18 protein-coding genes and 1 pseudogene are annotated in these 16,268 nt (G+C 51.2%); 15 read left to right on the plus strand and 4 right to left on the minus strand.

Going from position 1 to position 16,268, the window contains the following annotated elements; translation table 11 throughout:
* Positions 1-260: 260 nt before the first annotated feature.
* Positions 261-1,553 (minus strand): alpha/beta fold hydrolase, encoded by a 1,293-nt coding sequence (locus GFB57_RS08995; RefSeq protein WP_004958618.1) that lies wholly within the window; start codon positions 1,551-1,553, stop codon positions 261-263.
* Here GFB57_RS08995 and GFB57_RS09000 point away from each other — a divergent pair.
* The 14 genes from GFB57_RS09000 (at position 1,552) to GFB57_RS09065 (ending at position 10,302) form a co-directional block, all read left to right on the plus strand.
* Positions 1,552-2,445: a LysR family transcriptional regulator gene (locus GFB57_RS09000; protein WP_004958616.1), complete on the plus strand. Its 894-nt coding sequence runs from the start codon at positions 1,552-1,554 to the stop codon at positions 2,443-2,445. The genes GFB57_RS08995 and GFB57_RS09000 overlap by 2 nt on opposite strands.
* Positions 2,446-2,595: 150 nt before the next feature.
* Complete coding sequence (locus GFB57_RS09005) at positions 2,596-3,459, plus strand: GTPase family protein (RefSeq protein ID WP_001071225.1); 864 nt, start codon at positions 2,596-2,598, stop codon at positions 3,457-3,459.
* 94 nt (positions 3,460-3,553) lie between these two features.
* Positions 3,554-4,378, plus strand: coding sequence for a DUF932 domain-containing protein (locus GFB57_RS09010; RefSeq protein WP_000197385.1), 825 nt, complete (start codon positions 3,554-3,556; stop codon positions 4,376-4,378).
* Between the two features lie 208 nt (positions 4,379-4,586).
* Positions 4,587-5,297: a hypothetical protein gene (locus GFB57_RS09015; protein ID WP_024198336.1), complete on the plus strand. Its 711-nt coding sequence runs from the start codon at positions 4,587-4,589 to the stop codon at positions 5,295-5,297.
* 25 nt (positions 5,298-5,322) lie between these two features.
* Positions 5,323-5,859 carry a DUF4339 domain-containing protein gene (locus GFB57_RS09020; RefSeq protein WP_000219797.1) on the plus strand — a complete coding sequence of 179 codons (537 nt, stop codon included), beginning with the start codon at positions 5,323-5,325 and terminating at the stop codon, positions 5,857-5,859.
* Positions 5,860-5,900: 41 nt separating this feature from the next.
* On the plus strand, positions 5,901-6,338 hold the full coding sequence (locus tag GFB57_RS09025) for a hypothetical protein (protein ID WP_024198335.1): 438 nt from the start codon (positions 5,901-5,903) through the stop codon (positions 6,336-6,338).
* Between the two features lie 66 nt (positions 6,339-6,404).
* The gene (locus GFB57_RS09030; protein ID WP_000912997.1) at positions 6,405-6,815 is read left to right on the plus strand and encodes a hypothetical protein; all 411 of its coding nucleotides are present in this window, start codon (positions 6,405-6,407) and stop codon (positions 6,813-6,815) included.
* Between the two features lie 77 nt (positions 6,816-6,892).
* On the plus strand, positions 6,893-7,129 hold the full coding sequence (locus tag GFB57_RS09035) for a DUF905 domain-containing protein (protein WP_000004273.1): 237 nt from the start codon (positions 6,893-6,895) through the stop codon (positions 7,127-7,129).
* An 85-nt stretch (positions 7,130-7,214) separates the two neighbouring features.
* Positions 7,215-7,673: an antirestriction protein gene (locus GFB57_RS09040; protein ID WP_016538084.1), complete on the plus strand. Its 459-nt coding sequence runs from the start codon at positions 7,215-7,217 to the stop codon at positions 7,671-7,673.
* Positions 7,674-7,688: 15 nt separating this feature from the next.
* Positions 7,689-8,165, plus strand: a complete 477-nt coding sequence (locus tag GFB57_RS09045; RefSeq protein ID WP_000811694.1) for a RadC family protein — start codon at positions 7,689-7,691, stop codon at positions 8,163-8,165.
* 8 nt (positions 8,166-8,173) lie between these two features.
* A complete protein-coding gene (locus GFB57_RS09050; RefSeq protein ID WP_000691995.1) occupies positions 8,174-8,395 on the plus strand; it encodes a DUF987 domain-containing protein in 222 nt (73 codons plus the stop codon).
* Between the two features lie 18 nt (positions 8,396-8,413).
* Entirely contained in the window at positions 8,414-8,731 is a 318-nt protein-coding gene (locus GFB57_RS09055) for a type IV toxin-antitoxin system YeeU family antitoxin (RefSeq protein ID WP_000065326.1), read from the plus strand.
* A 20-nt stretch (positions 8,732-8,751) separates the two neighbouring features.
* Entirely contained in the window at positions 8,752-9,075 is a 324-nt protein-coding gene (locus GFB57_RS09060) for a TA system toxin CbtA family protein (RefSeq protein ID WP_000698542.1), read from the plus strand.
* A gap of 759 nt (positions 9,076-9,834) precedes the next feature.
* Positions 9,835-10,302: a DUF1643 domain-containing protein gene (locus GFB57_RS09065; RefSeq protein WP_032932915.1), complete on the plus strand. Its 468-nt coding sequence runs from the start codon at positions 9,835-9,837 to the stop codon at positions 10,300-10,302.
* Positions 10,303-10,461: 159 nt separating this feature from the next.
* On the opposite strand, the gene GFB57_RS09070 is transcribed toward GFB57_RS09065, so the two are convergent.
* The 3 genes and pseudogenes from GFB57_RS09070 to GFB57_RS09080 all read right to left on the minus strand — a co-directional run bounded on the left by GFB57_RS09070 (position 10,462) and on the right by GFB57_RS09080 (position 12,984).
* A protein-coding gene (locus GFB57_RS09070) for an IS3 family transposase (RefSeq protein WP_100216202.1) occupies positions 10,462-11,630 on the minus strand; the annotation gives its coding sequence in 2 pieces (ribosomal slippage) (positions 10,462-11,381 and positions 11,381-11,630; 1,170 coding nt in all).
* Between the two features lie 71 nt (positions 11,631-11,701).
* A pseudogene (locus GFB57_RS09075) lies at positions 11,702-12,298 on the minus strand (DUF6538 domain-containing protein); the annotation flags it as partial.
* Positions 12,299-12,447: 149 nt separating this feature from the next.
* A complete protein-coding gene (locus GFB57_RS09080; protein ID WP_003033852.1) occupies positions 12,448-12,984 on the minus strand; it encodes a GNAT family N-acetyltransferase in 537 nt (178 codons plus the stop codon).
* An 816-nt stretch (positions 12,985-13,800) separates the two neighbouring features.
* Here GFB57_RS09080 and pgaA point away from each other — a divergent pair.
* Positions 13,801-16,263 (plus strand): poly-beta-1,6 N-acetyl-D-glucosamine export porin PgaA, encoded by a 2,463-nt coding sequence (gene pgaA / locus GFB57_RS09085; RefSeq protein ID WP_257665511.1) that lies wholly within the window; start codon positions 13,801-13,803, stop codon positions 16,261-16,263.
* Positions 16,264-16,268 lie beyond the last annotated feature (5 nt).

A 16,268-nucleotide genomic window follows, 5' to 3' on the forward strand; every position in this document is an offset into this window, starting at 1 on the left:
TTGTGACCTGCGCCCCCATGATTAACATAGGGTGTTGATAGTATCTATGTCCTATTCTGGCACGCAGCGGATCGCCTGCGTTGCCGCGAGGTCTGCTTTGAGCGAAAAGCAGGCGCTCCGAAAGCAGCAAGACATAACAGCAATCTTGCGCTCATCGTTATTACCGCATGCCTTAAAACGGCATGCGGGTGGTGGCGGATGTCACTTACCTCTCTGCAGCCACGCGATATTGCTAGCGCAAGCTATTCTTACTGAACTCACTACGTTCCTGATGGATTTGAAATCAGCAGCCGCCAACCTCCGTCAACGCTTCGCAACAACACCTGCGTTGCTGTACCGGACTCTTCGTGCAGTGTTCTATCCTTGGTGGTTATGGTCAAAGTCCAGTCAATAATAAGCAGAGCAATTTCACCGGCGGAGAGGATCGAGCGGATATGGTTTCTGATAACTGGCTGGGATGATGTCAGTGACAAAAAAGTGTCCCGAAGCTTTTCAGGATCGCTTTCGATGACCACACCATCAGTCATTTTCATAGTGGCACGGTTACTGAACAGAGCCAGCAGGTCATCAACCCTGCCTGCATTGAAAGCATCATCAAACGCGGCTATCGTTTCGACAGGCGAATGGTAGACTGCTGTCCCCCCTTCAATGGCGGCTGTAAATTTTAACAGGTGGCTGGCGACCTCTGTAGGGGCCTCCAGAGGCAAGAGATGTCCGACGTCTGGAATAATATACATTGATGCATGTGAAATAAGGGGCAGCAATTCTCTTTGCAGAGTAGCCGGAAGGTCTACACGATCCAACTCCCCTGAAATGACCGTCACAGGGACATTAATTGAGGCCACTTCCTGGGTAATGTCTTCGCCGATAGCCGTATTAGGCCAGCCTTCTTTGGCCTCGGATGAGGCCCTCAAACTGTCCTCGATTACCTGTTCACGCAGAGCAGAACTTAGTGCCCCCGCTGTCAGGACATTATCAATCACAAAGCCGACAGATTCGCGGCTGTTATATGCGCTGGATAACGTATCGCGCTGCTCAGGCGTGAGACGCATAGGTGAAGGTGGAGAGGGAGCGATAAGCATCAGGCCTTCAAGACCTGCAGGCCGACGCGACGCCATCAGTTGGGCAACTTTTCCCCCCATCGAATGGCCAATAAGAATGTAGCGTTTAAGCTCAAGCGCTGAAATAACCCCTTCGGCATCCCGAGCAAGGTCACCAATTCGGTATCCTGATTTAGGTGCGTCTGAGCCCCCCCAGCCCCGGTGGTCGATTGCAACTGTGCGGTAGTGGTCAGGTAACTGACTTATCACGCTCTCCCATGTACGGGATGAACCGCCATAATAATGCAAAAATACCAGTGCAATTTCACCGCTGCCCTGTTGCTCAATGTGGATACCCGTTCCATTCACCTTAATTTTCATCGTCTCATGCCTCTTCATGTCATTAAGGTAATGGTAATTGCTGTCATGAGTGATGATAATCAGCGTAATTGTGTCGACAGCCGATACTCTGATTATCGAATGGTGGTAAGTTATGGACAGGTTCACCAGCATGCAGATTTTTATCGCGGCAGTGGATGAAGGCAGTTTCGCCGCCGCCGCGAGACGTTTTAAGCTTTCGGCTGCAATGGCAGGAAAGCATGTCAGCGCTATAGAATCTGATCTAAATGTACGACTTCTTCAGCGTTCAACACGCCGTCTTAGCCTGACGGATGCCGGTGAGCGGTATTATGAACGTTGCAAAGTTATTCTTGAGGTTCTTGAGGATGCGAACCGGGAAGCCAGTGATGTTCAGAAAACACCGAAGGGGTTGCTTCGCGTTGCAGCACCGGTCGCCTTCGGTGCAATGCATCTTGGTAGGATCGTATCACGCTACCTGGAGCAATTTCCGGAGGTCAGTCTGGACGTTGTACTGGAGGATAAATACGCCGATCTGCTCGAAAATCGAATCGATGTTGCCATCCGAGTTGGGCGTTTTGAGGATCCGACACTGGTTACGCGGCGGCTGGCACCTTGCAGGATGGTTTTGTGCGCTTCACCGGAGTATTTGAAAAAACATGGCACACCAGAGACGCCGGATGATCTTTCCCGTGCGCCTCGACTGGCGTTCAGCCAGGCGGTTTCAGCGGGAGACTGGACGATTTATGATGCACAAGGCAGGCCGCACAGTATTGAAGGCCCATGCCGTATGACTGCCAATAACATTCAGTTGCTTCTTGAATCCGTACTGGCCGGAACAGGCATTGCTTACGGGCCCAACTTTGTTTTTGGCGAGCATATTAAGCAGGGCAAGCTGATAAAGCTGCTGCCAGCATACCGGACGACTGAACTTACTATTCAGGCTGTTTATCCCAGCGCGATCCGTATTCCTTTCAAGGTTCGCAGCTTTGTTGATTTTATTGCTAAAGCGTTAGGAGATACACCGCTGTGGGGAGAAGAAAATTGAAATATGCAAGAAGTAACATCCGCTTCTGGCACAGAACGGCCTATCAGCATTCTAAAAATATTCAGATATATATCATTCCCCTGAACATACCTCATTAAAGGCAGAACCTCACGGTCTTGCCTTTTTTGTTTTCATTTCAGAGGAGCAGTAATGAATCAATTTGAAGGTTTACAGTCACTGCAGCATTCGCTTTCTAACCTGCCGCACTGGGCATCAGAGCGTATTCTGCAGCAGATAAATCAGCTTACTGACTATGAGCCGGTGATTGGCATCATGGGTAAAACTGGCTCGGGCAAGAGCAGCTTATGTAATGCCCTGTTTACCGGTGAGATTTCACCGGTCAGCGATGTGACCGCCTGCACACGCGAACCCTTACGCTTTCGCCTGCAAGTGGGGAAGCGCTTTATGACGCTGGTGGATTTACCCGGCGTCGGGGAGTCTGAGCGCCGGGATACAGAGTATGCCACGCTGTACCGTAAACAGCTCCCCCAGCTGGATCTGGTTCTGTGGTTGATTAAGGGTGATGATCGGGCGCTGGCCGTAGATGAACATTTTTACCGGCAGGTGATTGGTGAAGCATACCGGCATAAGGTGTTGTTTGTTATCAGCCAGTCTGACAAGGTTGAACCCACCTGCGGTGGTGAAAAGCTGTCTACAGAGCAGAAACGAAATATCAGCCTCAAAATCTGTCTGCTGCATGAGTTGTTCCAACCTGTAAACCCTGTCTGTGCGGTGTCGATACGTTTGCAGTGGGGGCTGCGGATGATGGCTGAGCGGATGATTCGTTGCTTGCCACGGGAGGCCAGTAGTCAGGTGGCAGTACAACTCAGTGCGCCACTTCGTACCGATGCCGTTAATAAAAAAGCCCGTGACGATTTTGGTGAAACGGTCGGCTCGGTACTGGATACAGTAAGTTCCATGCCCCTGATACCGGCCCAGGTTCGGTCAGTCATCCAGTCTGTGCGCGACATCGTGGTATCAGTCGCCCGTGCAGTCTGGAATTTCTTCTTCTGAACATTAACCCTTCTAACCCGTAGTTTCCTGAGCCCTGCCGCGATTTTGCGGCGGGGCTTTTTGTATTTAATTTTCCATCATGAGGAGTCTGCTTATGACCCGTCTGGCTTCGCGCTTTGGCGCAGCAAACCTTATTCGTCGTGACCGTCCGTTAACCCAGGAAGAGCTGTTTCGTGTAGTGCCCAGTGTCTTCAGCGAGGAGAAGCATGCGTCTCGTAGCGCACGGTATACCTGGATACCAACCATTACCGTTCTTGAAAATCTGCAGTGTGAAGGCTTTCAGCCTTTCTTTGCCTGCCAGACCCGGGTGCGTGACCCAGGGCGTCGCGAGCATACAAAGCATATGTTACGTCTGCGCCGGGAGGGACAAATTACTGGCAAGCAAGTCCCAGAAATCATTCTGCTCAATTCTCATGACGGCACCAGCTCGTATCAGATGTTACCGGGATTATTCCGTGCGGTATGCCAGAACGGGCTTGTCTGCGGTGAATCGTTCGGCGAGGTGCGGGTACCGCACAAAGGAGATGTCGTGAGTCAGGTGATTGAGGGGGCGTATGAAGTGCTGGGTATTTTTGACCGTGTGGAAGAGAAGCGGGATGCCATGCAGTCGCTGATGCTGCCGCCACCTGCACAACAGGCTCTGGCACAGGCTGCACTGACGTACCGTTTTGGTGAGGACCACCAGCCGGTGACAGCACCTCAGATACTCTCCCCACGCCGCTGGCAGGATGAGAGCAATGACCTGTGGACCACATACCAGCGTATTCAGGAGAACCTGATTAAGGGCGGGCTCAGTGGCCGGAGTGCAAAAGGTGGGCGAACACATACCCGCGCCGTGCGTGGTATCGACGGCGATGTGAAGCTCAACCGGGCTCTCTGGGTGATGGCGGAAGCGATGCTGAGTGGGTTTCAGTCCTGAGCTTGTTATCAGCATGTTGGGAAAGGACACTCCCTGTCCGTTTTACCTCCATTGGATTGAGTGTTTTATCACCGTATTTCACGGTGCGCCGCGTTGGGCTTGCCTCCGGTGGCAGATAAAAAATAGTTCATTCCATGTCCATACCCTGTCCGCCCCCCTCTTTAGAATCATTTCATATTCAGTCAGTTAATTATTACGGAGATTTGAGATAACACAGGCAGAGCGCCGTCACGACCGACTGGCTGTCAGGCTGTCACTGATAATCAGCCGCCTGGTTGCCGGTGAGACGCTGAACATGGCCCGGCTGGCTGCAGAGTTTAGTGTGTCAGTCCGTACCCTGCGACGGGATTTTCGCGAACGGCTGATGTATCTGGACCTGGAGTATCGACGAGGGCAATGCCGCCTGCGCAGCACCAGTGGGGGCGTACAGGGTGAGCTGGATGCGCTGACCTTTGCTCACCGGTCCGGACTGGCCGATATCTTTCCGGGGCTGGACCGGCGTCTGGCGGGCATGCTGCTCACAGCAGGAGGGATGCCCTGTCTGGTGTGGCAACCGCCACAGACTATATCACCGGCCACCTCACTGGTGTTCTACCGTCTCGTCAGTGCTATTACCGCCTGCCAACGGGTACTGCTGCTGGCTGAGGGAGAGCGCTGTGACGGACTGGCCCCGTACCGCCTGATATCACTCGACGGCTGCTGGTACCTCACCGGTGAACTTAACGGGCATATCACCGTGCATCCACTGGCGACCATCCATGCGGTGACAGTCCTCAATACAACTTTCACCCCGCTAAAACGTCTCAGCCAGTTAACCACACAGGCGGGCTTTATCCGGGCCCTTCCGCACTTCAGCTGTATCCGTGAAGTCCTGTCTCCTGGGCCCTCAGAGGAGGAGCCGGGCAACACACTGATTTAATTACCTCTGTTAAGAAGGAAAAACAATGACCTGGCATTACGAGAAAAATGGCATACGCCACGACAATGTGACCGAAGACGACATCACCAGCCTGATTATGCGCGGTGAACTGACTGCATCCACTCTGGTGTGGCGACAGGGAATGGCAGAGTGGCAGCCGGTCTCCGCTACTCCGCTGGCTTCGACGCTGCTCCGGAGCACCACACCACCAGCGCTGCCGGGGAACCGCATTCCGGGTGGCGTTGTGTGGACGCTGGCATTTGCTCCCTTCATTGGCTACGCGCTGGAGTTGTGGACTGCAGGATTGAGCGGGATGTCATTTGACGAGGCATATGATGCCGTCTCGGGTGGGCAGTACTGGTTTATCACGCTGCTGCTCAATATTGCTCTGGGGTATCTCGATGAACGACGCCTGCGTAAGGCCGGAGTGGACACCACCACGTTCGGCAAACTGGCCTGGCTGGTGCCGTTCTATCTGTGGCGGCGGGCGAAAACTCTCGGTCAGAAACCGGCTTACTTCTGGGTATGGCTTTTGATGCTGGCCCTGACTGTCTGGGCCTGAATGACCGCTACCTGATTCTTTCTCTGTTTAGGACCAACGTAATGAAAACACTGATTAAAGTACTGGGTATTACCGGCAGCCTTCTGCTCTGTGTGGGCGCTCAGGCTCAGCCTTATAACCGGACCCTCCCTGCTGTAGTTAATGACAACAACGGGAACATTTTCTGGTGCGATGCGCATCGTCAGGTTACCGGAAAATGCGAAGCCATGTCTGTTGACCGCCTGGGCGGGATGGTCACGGTGCGTTCCGCACCCTTTAAAGACTGCGAAGGCGGCCTGTGGGGCTGGATAACTATCATGCGCAACGATGTGTCGAAAGGATTCACCATTACTCCGGACAAGAAATACGGACTCACCGTAAAAGACCTGTGCCGTCCGGGCACGGTAGTGACCTTTAAACCCAACCAGAAGAAGCCGGAATATGACGACCTGGTGGCACTTTACCAGGGCAAAGAGCTGTTTCGCTACCGGCGCTTCTGATAACACCCGATATCAACCTCTCTCATTTTGCCCGACAGCGGGCTGGATTAATTCAGGAAGAAGACCATGCTGAAAATAATGACCTCTGCTGTACCTGCCCTCATTCTGTCACTTGCCGCCTTCAGTGCCGGTGCCGCTCAGCTTCCGGCAAGTCTGATGGATAAAGACAATCCCGGCCAGGAGTACTGGTGCCAGGGAAACGACATCAATACGTCCATGTGCTCACTGACCGGTGTCAGCGACGACCATAAATTTGCCCTGATTCAGGACCTGCCGGGCCCAGCCTGTGAAGATTTAAGCTTCGGGATTATCGACCTGGTGCGCCAGACCGGCATCAATGTTCCTTACGATGGTGGTGACTGTAAGGGCGATGTGAAGGCCGGTTTTGTACGCAGCGCGGAAGATAATGCCCTGTATGTGAAGATTGTTCGGGGCAGCAAAACCCTGCGGCTGTATAAGGTACAAACCGGTTACTGACAATCTCCCCACACCCGCATATTCCCAAAGCCCCTGACGCGTCTGCGTCAGGGGCTTTTGCTTTTAAGGTACATCGAATGTCTGAATCTCACATGCTGCCACCGGGACCTTTTACCCGACAGCAGGCCGAAGCGGTTACCCGCAGGTATCGCAACATCAGCATTGAAGACGACCAGGGCACACACTTCCGCCTGGTGGTTCGTGACTCTGAAGGTCGAATGATCTGGCGGGCGTGGTGCTTTGAACCGGATGCCGGTGAAGGGCTTAACCGTTATATCCGCAACTCAGGCATGCTCAGAGCATCCTCCTCCTGACCACACCCATTCATCATCCCTGTCTGTCCTTTATTTCCCATACGCCAGCCATCGTCGCTGGCGTTTTTATTGACGGAGAAAATCCATGACGACACAAACTCAATGCGAATTGGTACCCGCTAATGAACCTCAATTTGCCCTTACAGCAACACCAGTACCTGACGAACAGCGTCTCGATTTCTGGCCGCTGTACTTTGGCACTATCCCGCAGTGGATAACGCTGGAACCGCGTATTTTCGCCTGGATGGAGCGCTTTTGTGATGAGTACAGCGGTGGTATCTGGTCCTTTTACACGCTCAGTAATGGCGGCGCGTTTATGGCCCCTGATGCTGACGGTGGCGATAAATGGCATCTGTTTAATAGCATGAACGGCAATGGCGCGGAAATGAGCGTGGAAGCCGCAGGTATCGCGGTCTGCATGATTGAATACAGCCATCACGCCTGTCGCACAGAGTGTGACGCAATGACCGCACACTATTATCGCTTGCGGGACTATGCCCTGCAGCATCCTGAAGCTCACGCCATTCTGCGTATCATCGACTGAACGGAGGAACAAAGGATGAAACAGCTCTCCTTTTTACCCGGCGAGATGACGCCACAGGACCGGCGTCTCATTCAGCGGGCGCTCAGGGCTCTGGAGCGGCACCTGCATGAGCCAGGGGTAGCCTTCACCTCTACTCACGCCGTTCGGGAGTGGTTGCGACTGCATATGGCCGCACTTGAGCGGGAAGAGTTCCGGGTGCTGTATCTGGATAATCAGAACCAGCTTATCGCCCATGAGACGCTCTTTAGTGGCACGATTAACCGCACCGAGGTCCATCCCCGGGAAGTGGTCAAACGTGCACTGCACTTCAATGCGGCGGCGGTGATACTGGTGCATAACCATCCTTCCGGCGAGACGACACCCAGCCAGGCTGACAAAGCCCTCACGCAGCGACTGACTCAGGTACTTCAACTGGTGGATATCCGTATTCCTGACCATCTGATTGTTGGTGGCAGGCAAATCTATTCGTTCGCAGAACACGGTCTGTTGTGAGGTATTACATGAAAATTATCAGTAAACGCCGGGCAATGACGATATACCGCCAGCATCCTGAGTCCCGAATCTTTCGCTACTGCACCGGAAAATATCAGTGGCACGGTAGCGTCTGTCATTACACCGGCAGGGATGTTCCGGATATCACAGGAGTCCTGGCTGTGTACGCCGAACGCCGCCAGGACCGCAACGGGCCTTATGCCTGCCTGATGAGCATCACCCTGAACTGACAATTGTGGAGAACTGTAATGAGCAACATCATTTGGGGCCTGCAGCGCGATATCACGCCGCGCCTGGGAACACGTCTGGTGCAGGAGGGCAACCAGCTGCACTACCTGGCTGACCGGGCCTGTATCACAGGTAAGTTCAGTGATGCCGAATGTCTTAAGCTGGATGTGGCATTTCCGCATTTTATCAGCCGGATGGAATCCATGCTGAGCACGGGTGAAATGAATCCTCGCCACGCCCACTGCGTCACCCTGTACCACAACGGTTTTACCTGCGAAGCCGATACCCTTGGCAGTTGTGGCTATGTATACGTCGCTGTTTATTCCACTCAGCGCTAACAAATTTCACGAGAACAAATATGAAAATTCTACCGGCTACAATTTCGCGGGCGGCGAAGCCCTGCCTGCCACCCGTTGCAGTCTGGCAATTGCTTCTTACACGGCTACTGGAAAAACACTATGGTCTGACCCTGAACGATACGCCGTTCAGTGATGAAACCGTTATAAAGGAACATTTCGATGCCGGTATCACTCTCGCTAATGCCATTAACTTTCTAGTGGAAAAGTACGAACTGGTTCGTATCGATCGCAGAGGGTTTAGCTGGCAAGAACAAACGCCATATCTCACGAATATTGATATCATGAGGGCCCGCCGCGATCTGGGTTTATTAAATCGTAATTAGTCTGATGCTACTGGTGTCGCTGCTTTCGAGTATGCCTGCCATTTGCTATCATCTCGCTTCCTGCTGATTTATCGACAAAGGTAATTACTTGAATTCAAAGCCTCTGTGCTTTGGGGGTATCTTTGGGGGTATAAGTTAAGATATAACTTGAAAATTCTATATTTTTCAAGTTATTGGCGGGGTTGTTCTAACCCCTTCGCCCGCTCCAGAATCTCCCCAAGTGGAACCGTTCGAAAATCTCCGGTTCTTTCAGCATGTTACGCAGTAGTGCTTACTAACATGCTTATGCGTTCTACCATAGTTCACTACTTTGACACTTGTCACGAATGGTTACTCGGTGAAATGAGAGTGTAGCCAATCGTCGGCGGTGGTTTCAAGTTCTTACCGCGATAGTCCAACAATGAACGCAAAGCCTACACCAGGCAGCGACGGATCGCACTTCTCATTAACTTTTAACCGTTCCACACTTAGCGCGGTGTCCCGTTACAGCCTGTCGTGATGACACGCCACGGATAAACGAGCAAATGATGGGAATCCTAACCAGTCCGGGAAAGGGGCTGGCTCTCTCGTGGTGTTCACCGTGCCATAAACGAACGGTACTCGATAAGAGAACGGTTAACTGACAAACACCCCTGATGATGCGCCTATGGCGCTTTTATGGTGTCCCATCACGGCGCTAAAAGACTTCTATTGCCTGGCGCTTAACAAGTTGATAAACCTGTTGGTACGAACACAACTAAAAAAGGTTTTCAAATGGAAATGTTAAAAAGTGCGGTGTTCTCAGATTGTAAGCAGTATTGCTATTCAATAACCAGGACTTGGGATGAAACAAAACCCTATGTAGTCTTTATAGGTCTGAACCCTTCCTATGCTGATGCTGAAAAAGACGATCGTACCATGGGCCGTTGCATCTCGTTTGCGAAAAGCTGGGGATGGGGTGGGGTGCGTATTGTCAATCTGTTTGCATACGTACACACTAATCGCTTCGAAATGATGAGAATGGCTAATCCTGTTGGTTCAGATAATGATCGCTACATAGTTGAAACGGTAGCTAATGCTGGATTGGTGGTTGCTGCATGGGGCGATGACGGACGGCATTTAAATCGCTCTGATACCGTGCGTGCTCTTCTGCCTTCTGATACGAAATGTTTTAAAATCAATGTAACAGGTGAACCAAAACATCCTCTCCTTGTGAATAGAAATGCCGTTCTAATTCCATTTACTTAAATTATCAATTGAATGTGATTAATGTAACACATACTTAATCCTGCAAGGAAAATGCCGATGTCATGGATTTGTAACGCGCACGGTGGCACCGTTCCAGATAAAGCTGGTGATCGGCTCTTCCTCTTTTTTCACTCTTCTGAATCCTCTGTATTGTAGTGGTCAACTAAAACTGGCCACGGCTTTAGAGTTTTTCCAGTATCGGTTTTCCGATTCGTTTGGGGGCAACCCACCGTTATAGTCATGCGGCCTTAGCGAGCTGTAATACCCGACGATATAGTCTGTGATCGCATGAGCAGCATCGCTAAAGTTTATATAACCTGTCACTGGCACCCACTCGTTTTTCAGACTACGGAAGAAGCGTTCCATCGGGCTGTTGTCCCAACAGTTTCCACGTCGGCTCATACTCTGCCTGATCTGGCAACGCCACAGTAACTGCCGGAACTGCCTGCTTGTATAGTGGCTACCCTGGTCACTGTGGAACATCACTCCGGCTGGTTTACCGCGAGCTTCCCACGCCATTTCCAGCGCTCTGATGGTCAGCTTGCTATCCGGCGAGAATGACATTGCCCAGCCCACTGGTTTCCTTGCGAACAGATCGAGAACAACTGCAAGGTAAGCCCAACGCTTGCCTGTCCAGATGTACGTCACATCGCCGCACCACACCTGGTTAGGTTCTGTCACTGCGAACTGTCGCTCAAGGCGATTCGGGATAGCGATGTGTTCATGACCAACACGTTTATACCGGTGGGTAGGCTGCTGACAACTCACCAGCCCCAGTTCTTTCATGAGCCTGCCAGCAAGCCAGCGTCCCATTCTGAAGCCTCTCAGGGTTGCCATAATGGCGATACTTCTTGCGCCAGCAGAGCCATGGCTGATGTTATGCAGCTCCCGAACCTGGCTGCGTAACACAGCTCGCCAGCCGTCTGGCTTTTCGGCGCTTTTCTCCCAGTATTTGTAGCTACTGCGATGAACCCCGAACACGTGGCAGAGTGTGACCACAGGATACTGCGCTCTGAGTTTCCCGATTAACGAGAATTGTTCAGGGAGTCTGACATCAAGAGCGCGGTAGCCTTTTTTAATATGTCGTTTTCCATTTCAATGCGTTGTAGCTTTTTCTTCAGCTCACGTATTTCAATCTGTTCCGGGGTTATAGGGGAGGCTTTAGGTATTTTGCCCTGTCGTTCATCCCGCAACTGCTTTACCCATCGCGTCATGGTAGAAAGACCCACATCCATAGCACTGGCCGCAGCTGCAACGGTGTAGTTCTGATCAAGGACCAGTTGAGCGGATTCACGTTTAAACTCTGCGCTGAAATTTCTTTTTTTCATTAGGGCACCTGTAATGTTCTGAGGTGAGCATATCACCTCTGTTCAGGTGGCCAAATTCAGTAAACCACTACAAACGGATTAAGCGGCGCTATAGCGTCGTAGCGACGTTTGGCAAACTCATAGAGGCTTCCCAGTGACGTTAACCAGTTTTGCAGCGTCTGCCCTGCTACGTCGCGTTTCTGCTGTTCTTCGATGAAATCCGTAACCAGCCGCCGTCCTATCTGATCCAAACTGATATCAACTTTCCCGATACTCTGGAGAAAAACCTCCACGGCTCGCGCCGATTTGCTCAGTGTGGACAGTGAACGCCGATCCCGGTAAGCAGTGGCGTATTCGTCACGTAATAGGCACAGATGAGGAATAGAACTGGCTCGCTCCTCAATCAGGGGTTTGTTTTTATTCTTGCGGATCTGTGAGTGCAGGGAAGTGATCGCAAGCTGGATGCGCCTGTCCTCTGTATCTGGCTTGAATTGTTCTTTCAGGTTGTTCCACTCTACCAGCATGTGATTGCGGAAGTGTCGAGCCTTGTAAATGTCTCTTGTACCAGTGCTTTTCCGGTAGAGGCGCTTCCCGCCGAACATGTGGCGCATGTAAGCAGGAACGTAGATTTGAAACTGCCAAACGCCGTCCGGTGAAAGATAAAGATACTCCTGGCCCTTGATTGTCATGAGATTGATCCTCTAAAATCTCGCAATCAAGTATCAATAATAGTTACTATGTTGATTCTATGACCGTCGCGTTATGGAAAAATGAAACAGAGTTTCGATTCCCTTCGCCCGCTCCAAAACTCTCTCCCTGTAGTTATTCTTTATAAATGTTAAATAGCGACACCGAAATCCGGTGGTAGTGTGCTGTTACCTTCACCCAGATTACGTTGTAGCAATACCGTGTCGAGCCATAGTCCATGTTTGAAGCCAATGTTTTTCAGTGTGCCGATTTCCGTAAATCCGGCCTGCTGATGGACTTTTAACGATCCCTGATTATTGCTGTCGCCGACGATGGCAATCAGTTGCCGATAGCCCTGTGCTTCAGCCCAGCCGATCACATGACGCAGTAAAGCCTTTCCTACACCCTGACGCTGAGCCGTTGGAGCAATATAAATCGAATCCTCAAGGGTATAGCGGTAGGCATAACGCTCGCGATAGCGGGTGAGGTAGCAATACCCGATGACCTTATCTTCCTGTAGCGCGACGACCCACGGCAGCCCGAGGCTGCGGATTTTTTCCAGACGAGCAAACATCTGGTGAGCATCCGGCGGGTCGGTTTCAAAGCTGCCGGTACCGTGAAGAACATGATGTGCATAGATATCGCGTATGGCGGGGATGTGCTTTTCTTCTGCGTTAACGATTTTCATTGATCGGCTCCCATTGGCGTCTTTGCCCAGATTACCTGAAAGACTAAGGGGAAGGTAAGTGCAAAAAATTATGCTTCGATCAGTTGCTTGCAATGCTAATAGGCTTTCATATTGTAAGGGGAAATAATTGATTGTGGTTGATGTTGTCAATAATACGCAAGGTTGGTAAATACATTAACGCGTAGAGTAATACACAATTATTTGTGCACGTCTTCGAGCGTGTATCCAAATACCAATTATGGTAGGTTTCGAAAAATGATGAAGAAAGTTATTTGATTTCAATGTGTTGTTTCTGTATCTAATTCTTCTTGCGCCTGTACCCTTATTTTCATTTCATTGGCCCTGTTTGAGCCCTAAAAATTAAGTTATATTTTGTTGTTAGCAGAGAGCCTATTATCAGACTTTTCTCTATTCACCTCTCAAAATAGTTACCATGCAAACAGTTGCGCGGTGTAGCTATGCTAACCAGCAATAGTAAGCATCGTCACATGATGTCACCGGGCAAACTTTGTTTAAATCCAGAATTCAATCCCAAGAGTATTAGGATTATTTAGTCTAAAATACTTTTTTGACTAAGACTTTTCTTATTCCGTAGCCACGAACTACATGGAGTGATAAAATTCCCGAGTTTATGCCTCCTGCTCAACGATTAGGGGACGCGGTGCGGGTAGTCAATAAGACGAAAGAATTAATTGCTTTATAACCCTATTACGAAATAAGCGGCAGTGCATCTTACATGGTCGGCAATCGTCAGGGATTGACCTTAACTTATTGAAAACGCTTATTTTTACTCTGATGTAAGATATAAGGGCAGATATGTTCAGTATGCGTCGACATGCCAACTTCATTAAACGTTTTAAGTCTGTAAGCTGTTTATTTACGGCCAGCATTCTTTTCCCTATGCAAATCTCTGCTGCGGTATCAGATTATGATGCTTTGGTTATTGAAGCGCGGGGGGGGAATAGTGCGCCGCTATTGCGCTACCTTGAGGATCAGGGAAAGAAAAGTGCGCTAACGCCAAACCAGGTTGCCGACTGGCTGCAAGTTTCCAGTTGGGTTGAGAACAACGATAAAACAACAATTGAAATCTGGCAGCGGTATCGTGGGCAGATGGATGTACCTGCACGGGGAAAAGTCGCCGCAGCGCGTGCGTATCGTAACCAGAAAAACTGGAATGATTCATTGGCGGTGTGGGAAAGCGTTTTACAGGAAGAACCTGATAACGTTGATGTACGCACCGGCTGGATAATGACGCTGGCAGATGCGCGCTACAATCAGCAAGCCCTTACCGAAGCGAATAAATGGGCTCAGGCACATCCGGGCGCAGATTCCGACGCATTGCTTGCCTATGTATATCATTCTCAGGGGAAAAATTGGGATGCACTGTTGGTTGCCAGCCAGGCGGATGACGTCGATCCTGGCAACAAAAATGCAAAATCCACGCTATTGTCTGCGCTGTCAGCGAACCGTGTTTCCGGACCAGCCTTAAATATGGCGGAAGTCGTACCCACGGCAGATCCTGTGAAGCGTCGCCTTGAGCTTGATGCGGCGGCTGAAATGGTCCGATCCTCTTATACGTCCGCACGTAATGAAGAAGAACGTTTTATCGTAGCAGATAAAGCGCTGGCCCGTTATGACCAGTTGTTGGCGGCCTGGAAAGATGAGCCGTCTGCGCAGAATGATGTCCGCCGGGCGAGAATAGACCGTATGGGTGCCCTGTTGGTGCGTAAACGTACTGCCGAAGTGATCGAGGAATATGAGTCCCTTTCCGCAAGCGGCGAAGTACCAAACTACGCAAAACGTTGGGTGGCATCAGCATGGTTAAGCGAGCGTCAGCCGGAAAAAACCGAAGCGATGTTGGCGAGCATCTACTACCCAAATGGGCCTATCCCGGTGACGCCGCTCAGTCCAGAGGATCAACAAGATCTGTTCTATGCACACATTGATAATGAAAACTTCGATGCTGCCAAAAAACAAGTCGATGATTTGATCAAAGAGAGTCCGTATCTGCGGCGTATCTATGGCTCGCCAACGCCGCAGCCTAACGATAACTGGCTGCTCGGACAGTCGCTGCTGACGCAATATCATATCGCTGCCAATGAACTGCCAGAGGCAGAAAAGCTCGCAGAGCATCTGGCACGAACAGGCTCCGGTAACCAGGGACTGCGCATTTCCTATGCCTCTGTGCTTGAAGCGCGTGGATTGCCGCATGCGGCGGAGAAAGAGCTTAAGCTGGCGGAAGTGATTGAGCCAAGCAACCTGGAGCTGGAGCGTCAGCAGGCTTACGTTGCGCTGGATCTCCAGGAATGGAAGCAGGCCGATGAACTGACGGATGACGTTATTGCCCGTAGCCCGGATGATGAAGCGACGCTGCGCCTCGCGCGTATTCGTGATGTCCACAAAATGTCGGAAGTGCGCATTAGCGGCACGCAGGGGATCTCGTCCGATAGCCCGGTCAGCGGTAAGAATGACTTCAACATCAACACGGCTATTTACAGTCCGCCGATTAATGACAACTGGCGACTGTTTACTGGATTCAACTTCGCTACCGGTGAATTTGAGGAAGGGAAGGGCATCAGCCGCGATCTGGCGGCGGGTGCAGAATGGACTTCCCGTGATTACTGGGCGGAAATGGAAGTGTCTGGCCGAAATTATGGCGATGGTCAGAAGATTGGGGGGCGTCTATCCGGCTGGCATGACTTCAATGACAACTGGCGCGTAGGCGGTTCGGCCGAGCGCTTGTCGCGTAATACGCCATTGCGCGCGCTGCGTAGCGGTGTGTATGCCAACGGCGGCGATATGTTCGTTCGCTGGTATCAAAACGAACGACGTGAATATCAACTGTCGTTTGCTGCATCACATTTCTCAGACGGTAACGATCGCATCGAATACGGACTCAGCGGAAAAGAGCGCATCTGGACCACGCCTCGCTTCACGCTGGACTTTACGCCGGGCATTGGCGGGAGCACCAACACCAAAGAGAATGTGCCGTATTACAACCCGAAGAGTGATTTTTCGGTTGTCCCTGGCCTGAGCGCAGAGCAGGTTCTTTACCGCCACTATGATACCGTCTGGACGCAGCAAGGTCTGGCAGGCGTAGGTGGCTACTGGCAGCAAGGTGAAGATGCAGGCGCTATCGTCCAGGTAGGATACGGACAACGGCTTAAATGGAACAACGTCGTAGATGGCGGGGTGATGCTGATTTGGGATAAACGCCCCTATGACGGTAAACGTGAGCGGAATATCTCCCTCGCTTTCGATTTAAATGTCAGGTTTTAAGGATT

Source organism: Citrobacter sp. S39 (assembly GCF_009495675.1).
GTDB lineage: Bacteria > Pseudomonadota > Gammaproteobacteria > Enterobacterales > Enterobacteriaceae > Citrobacter > Citrobacter freundii.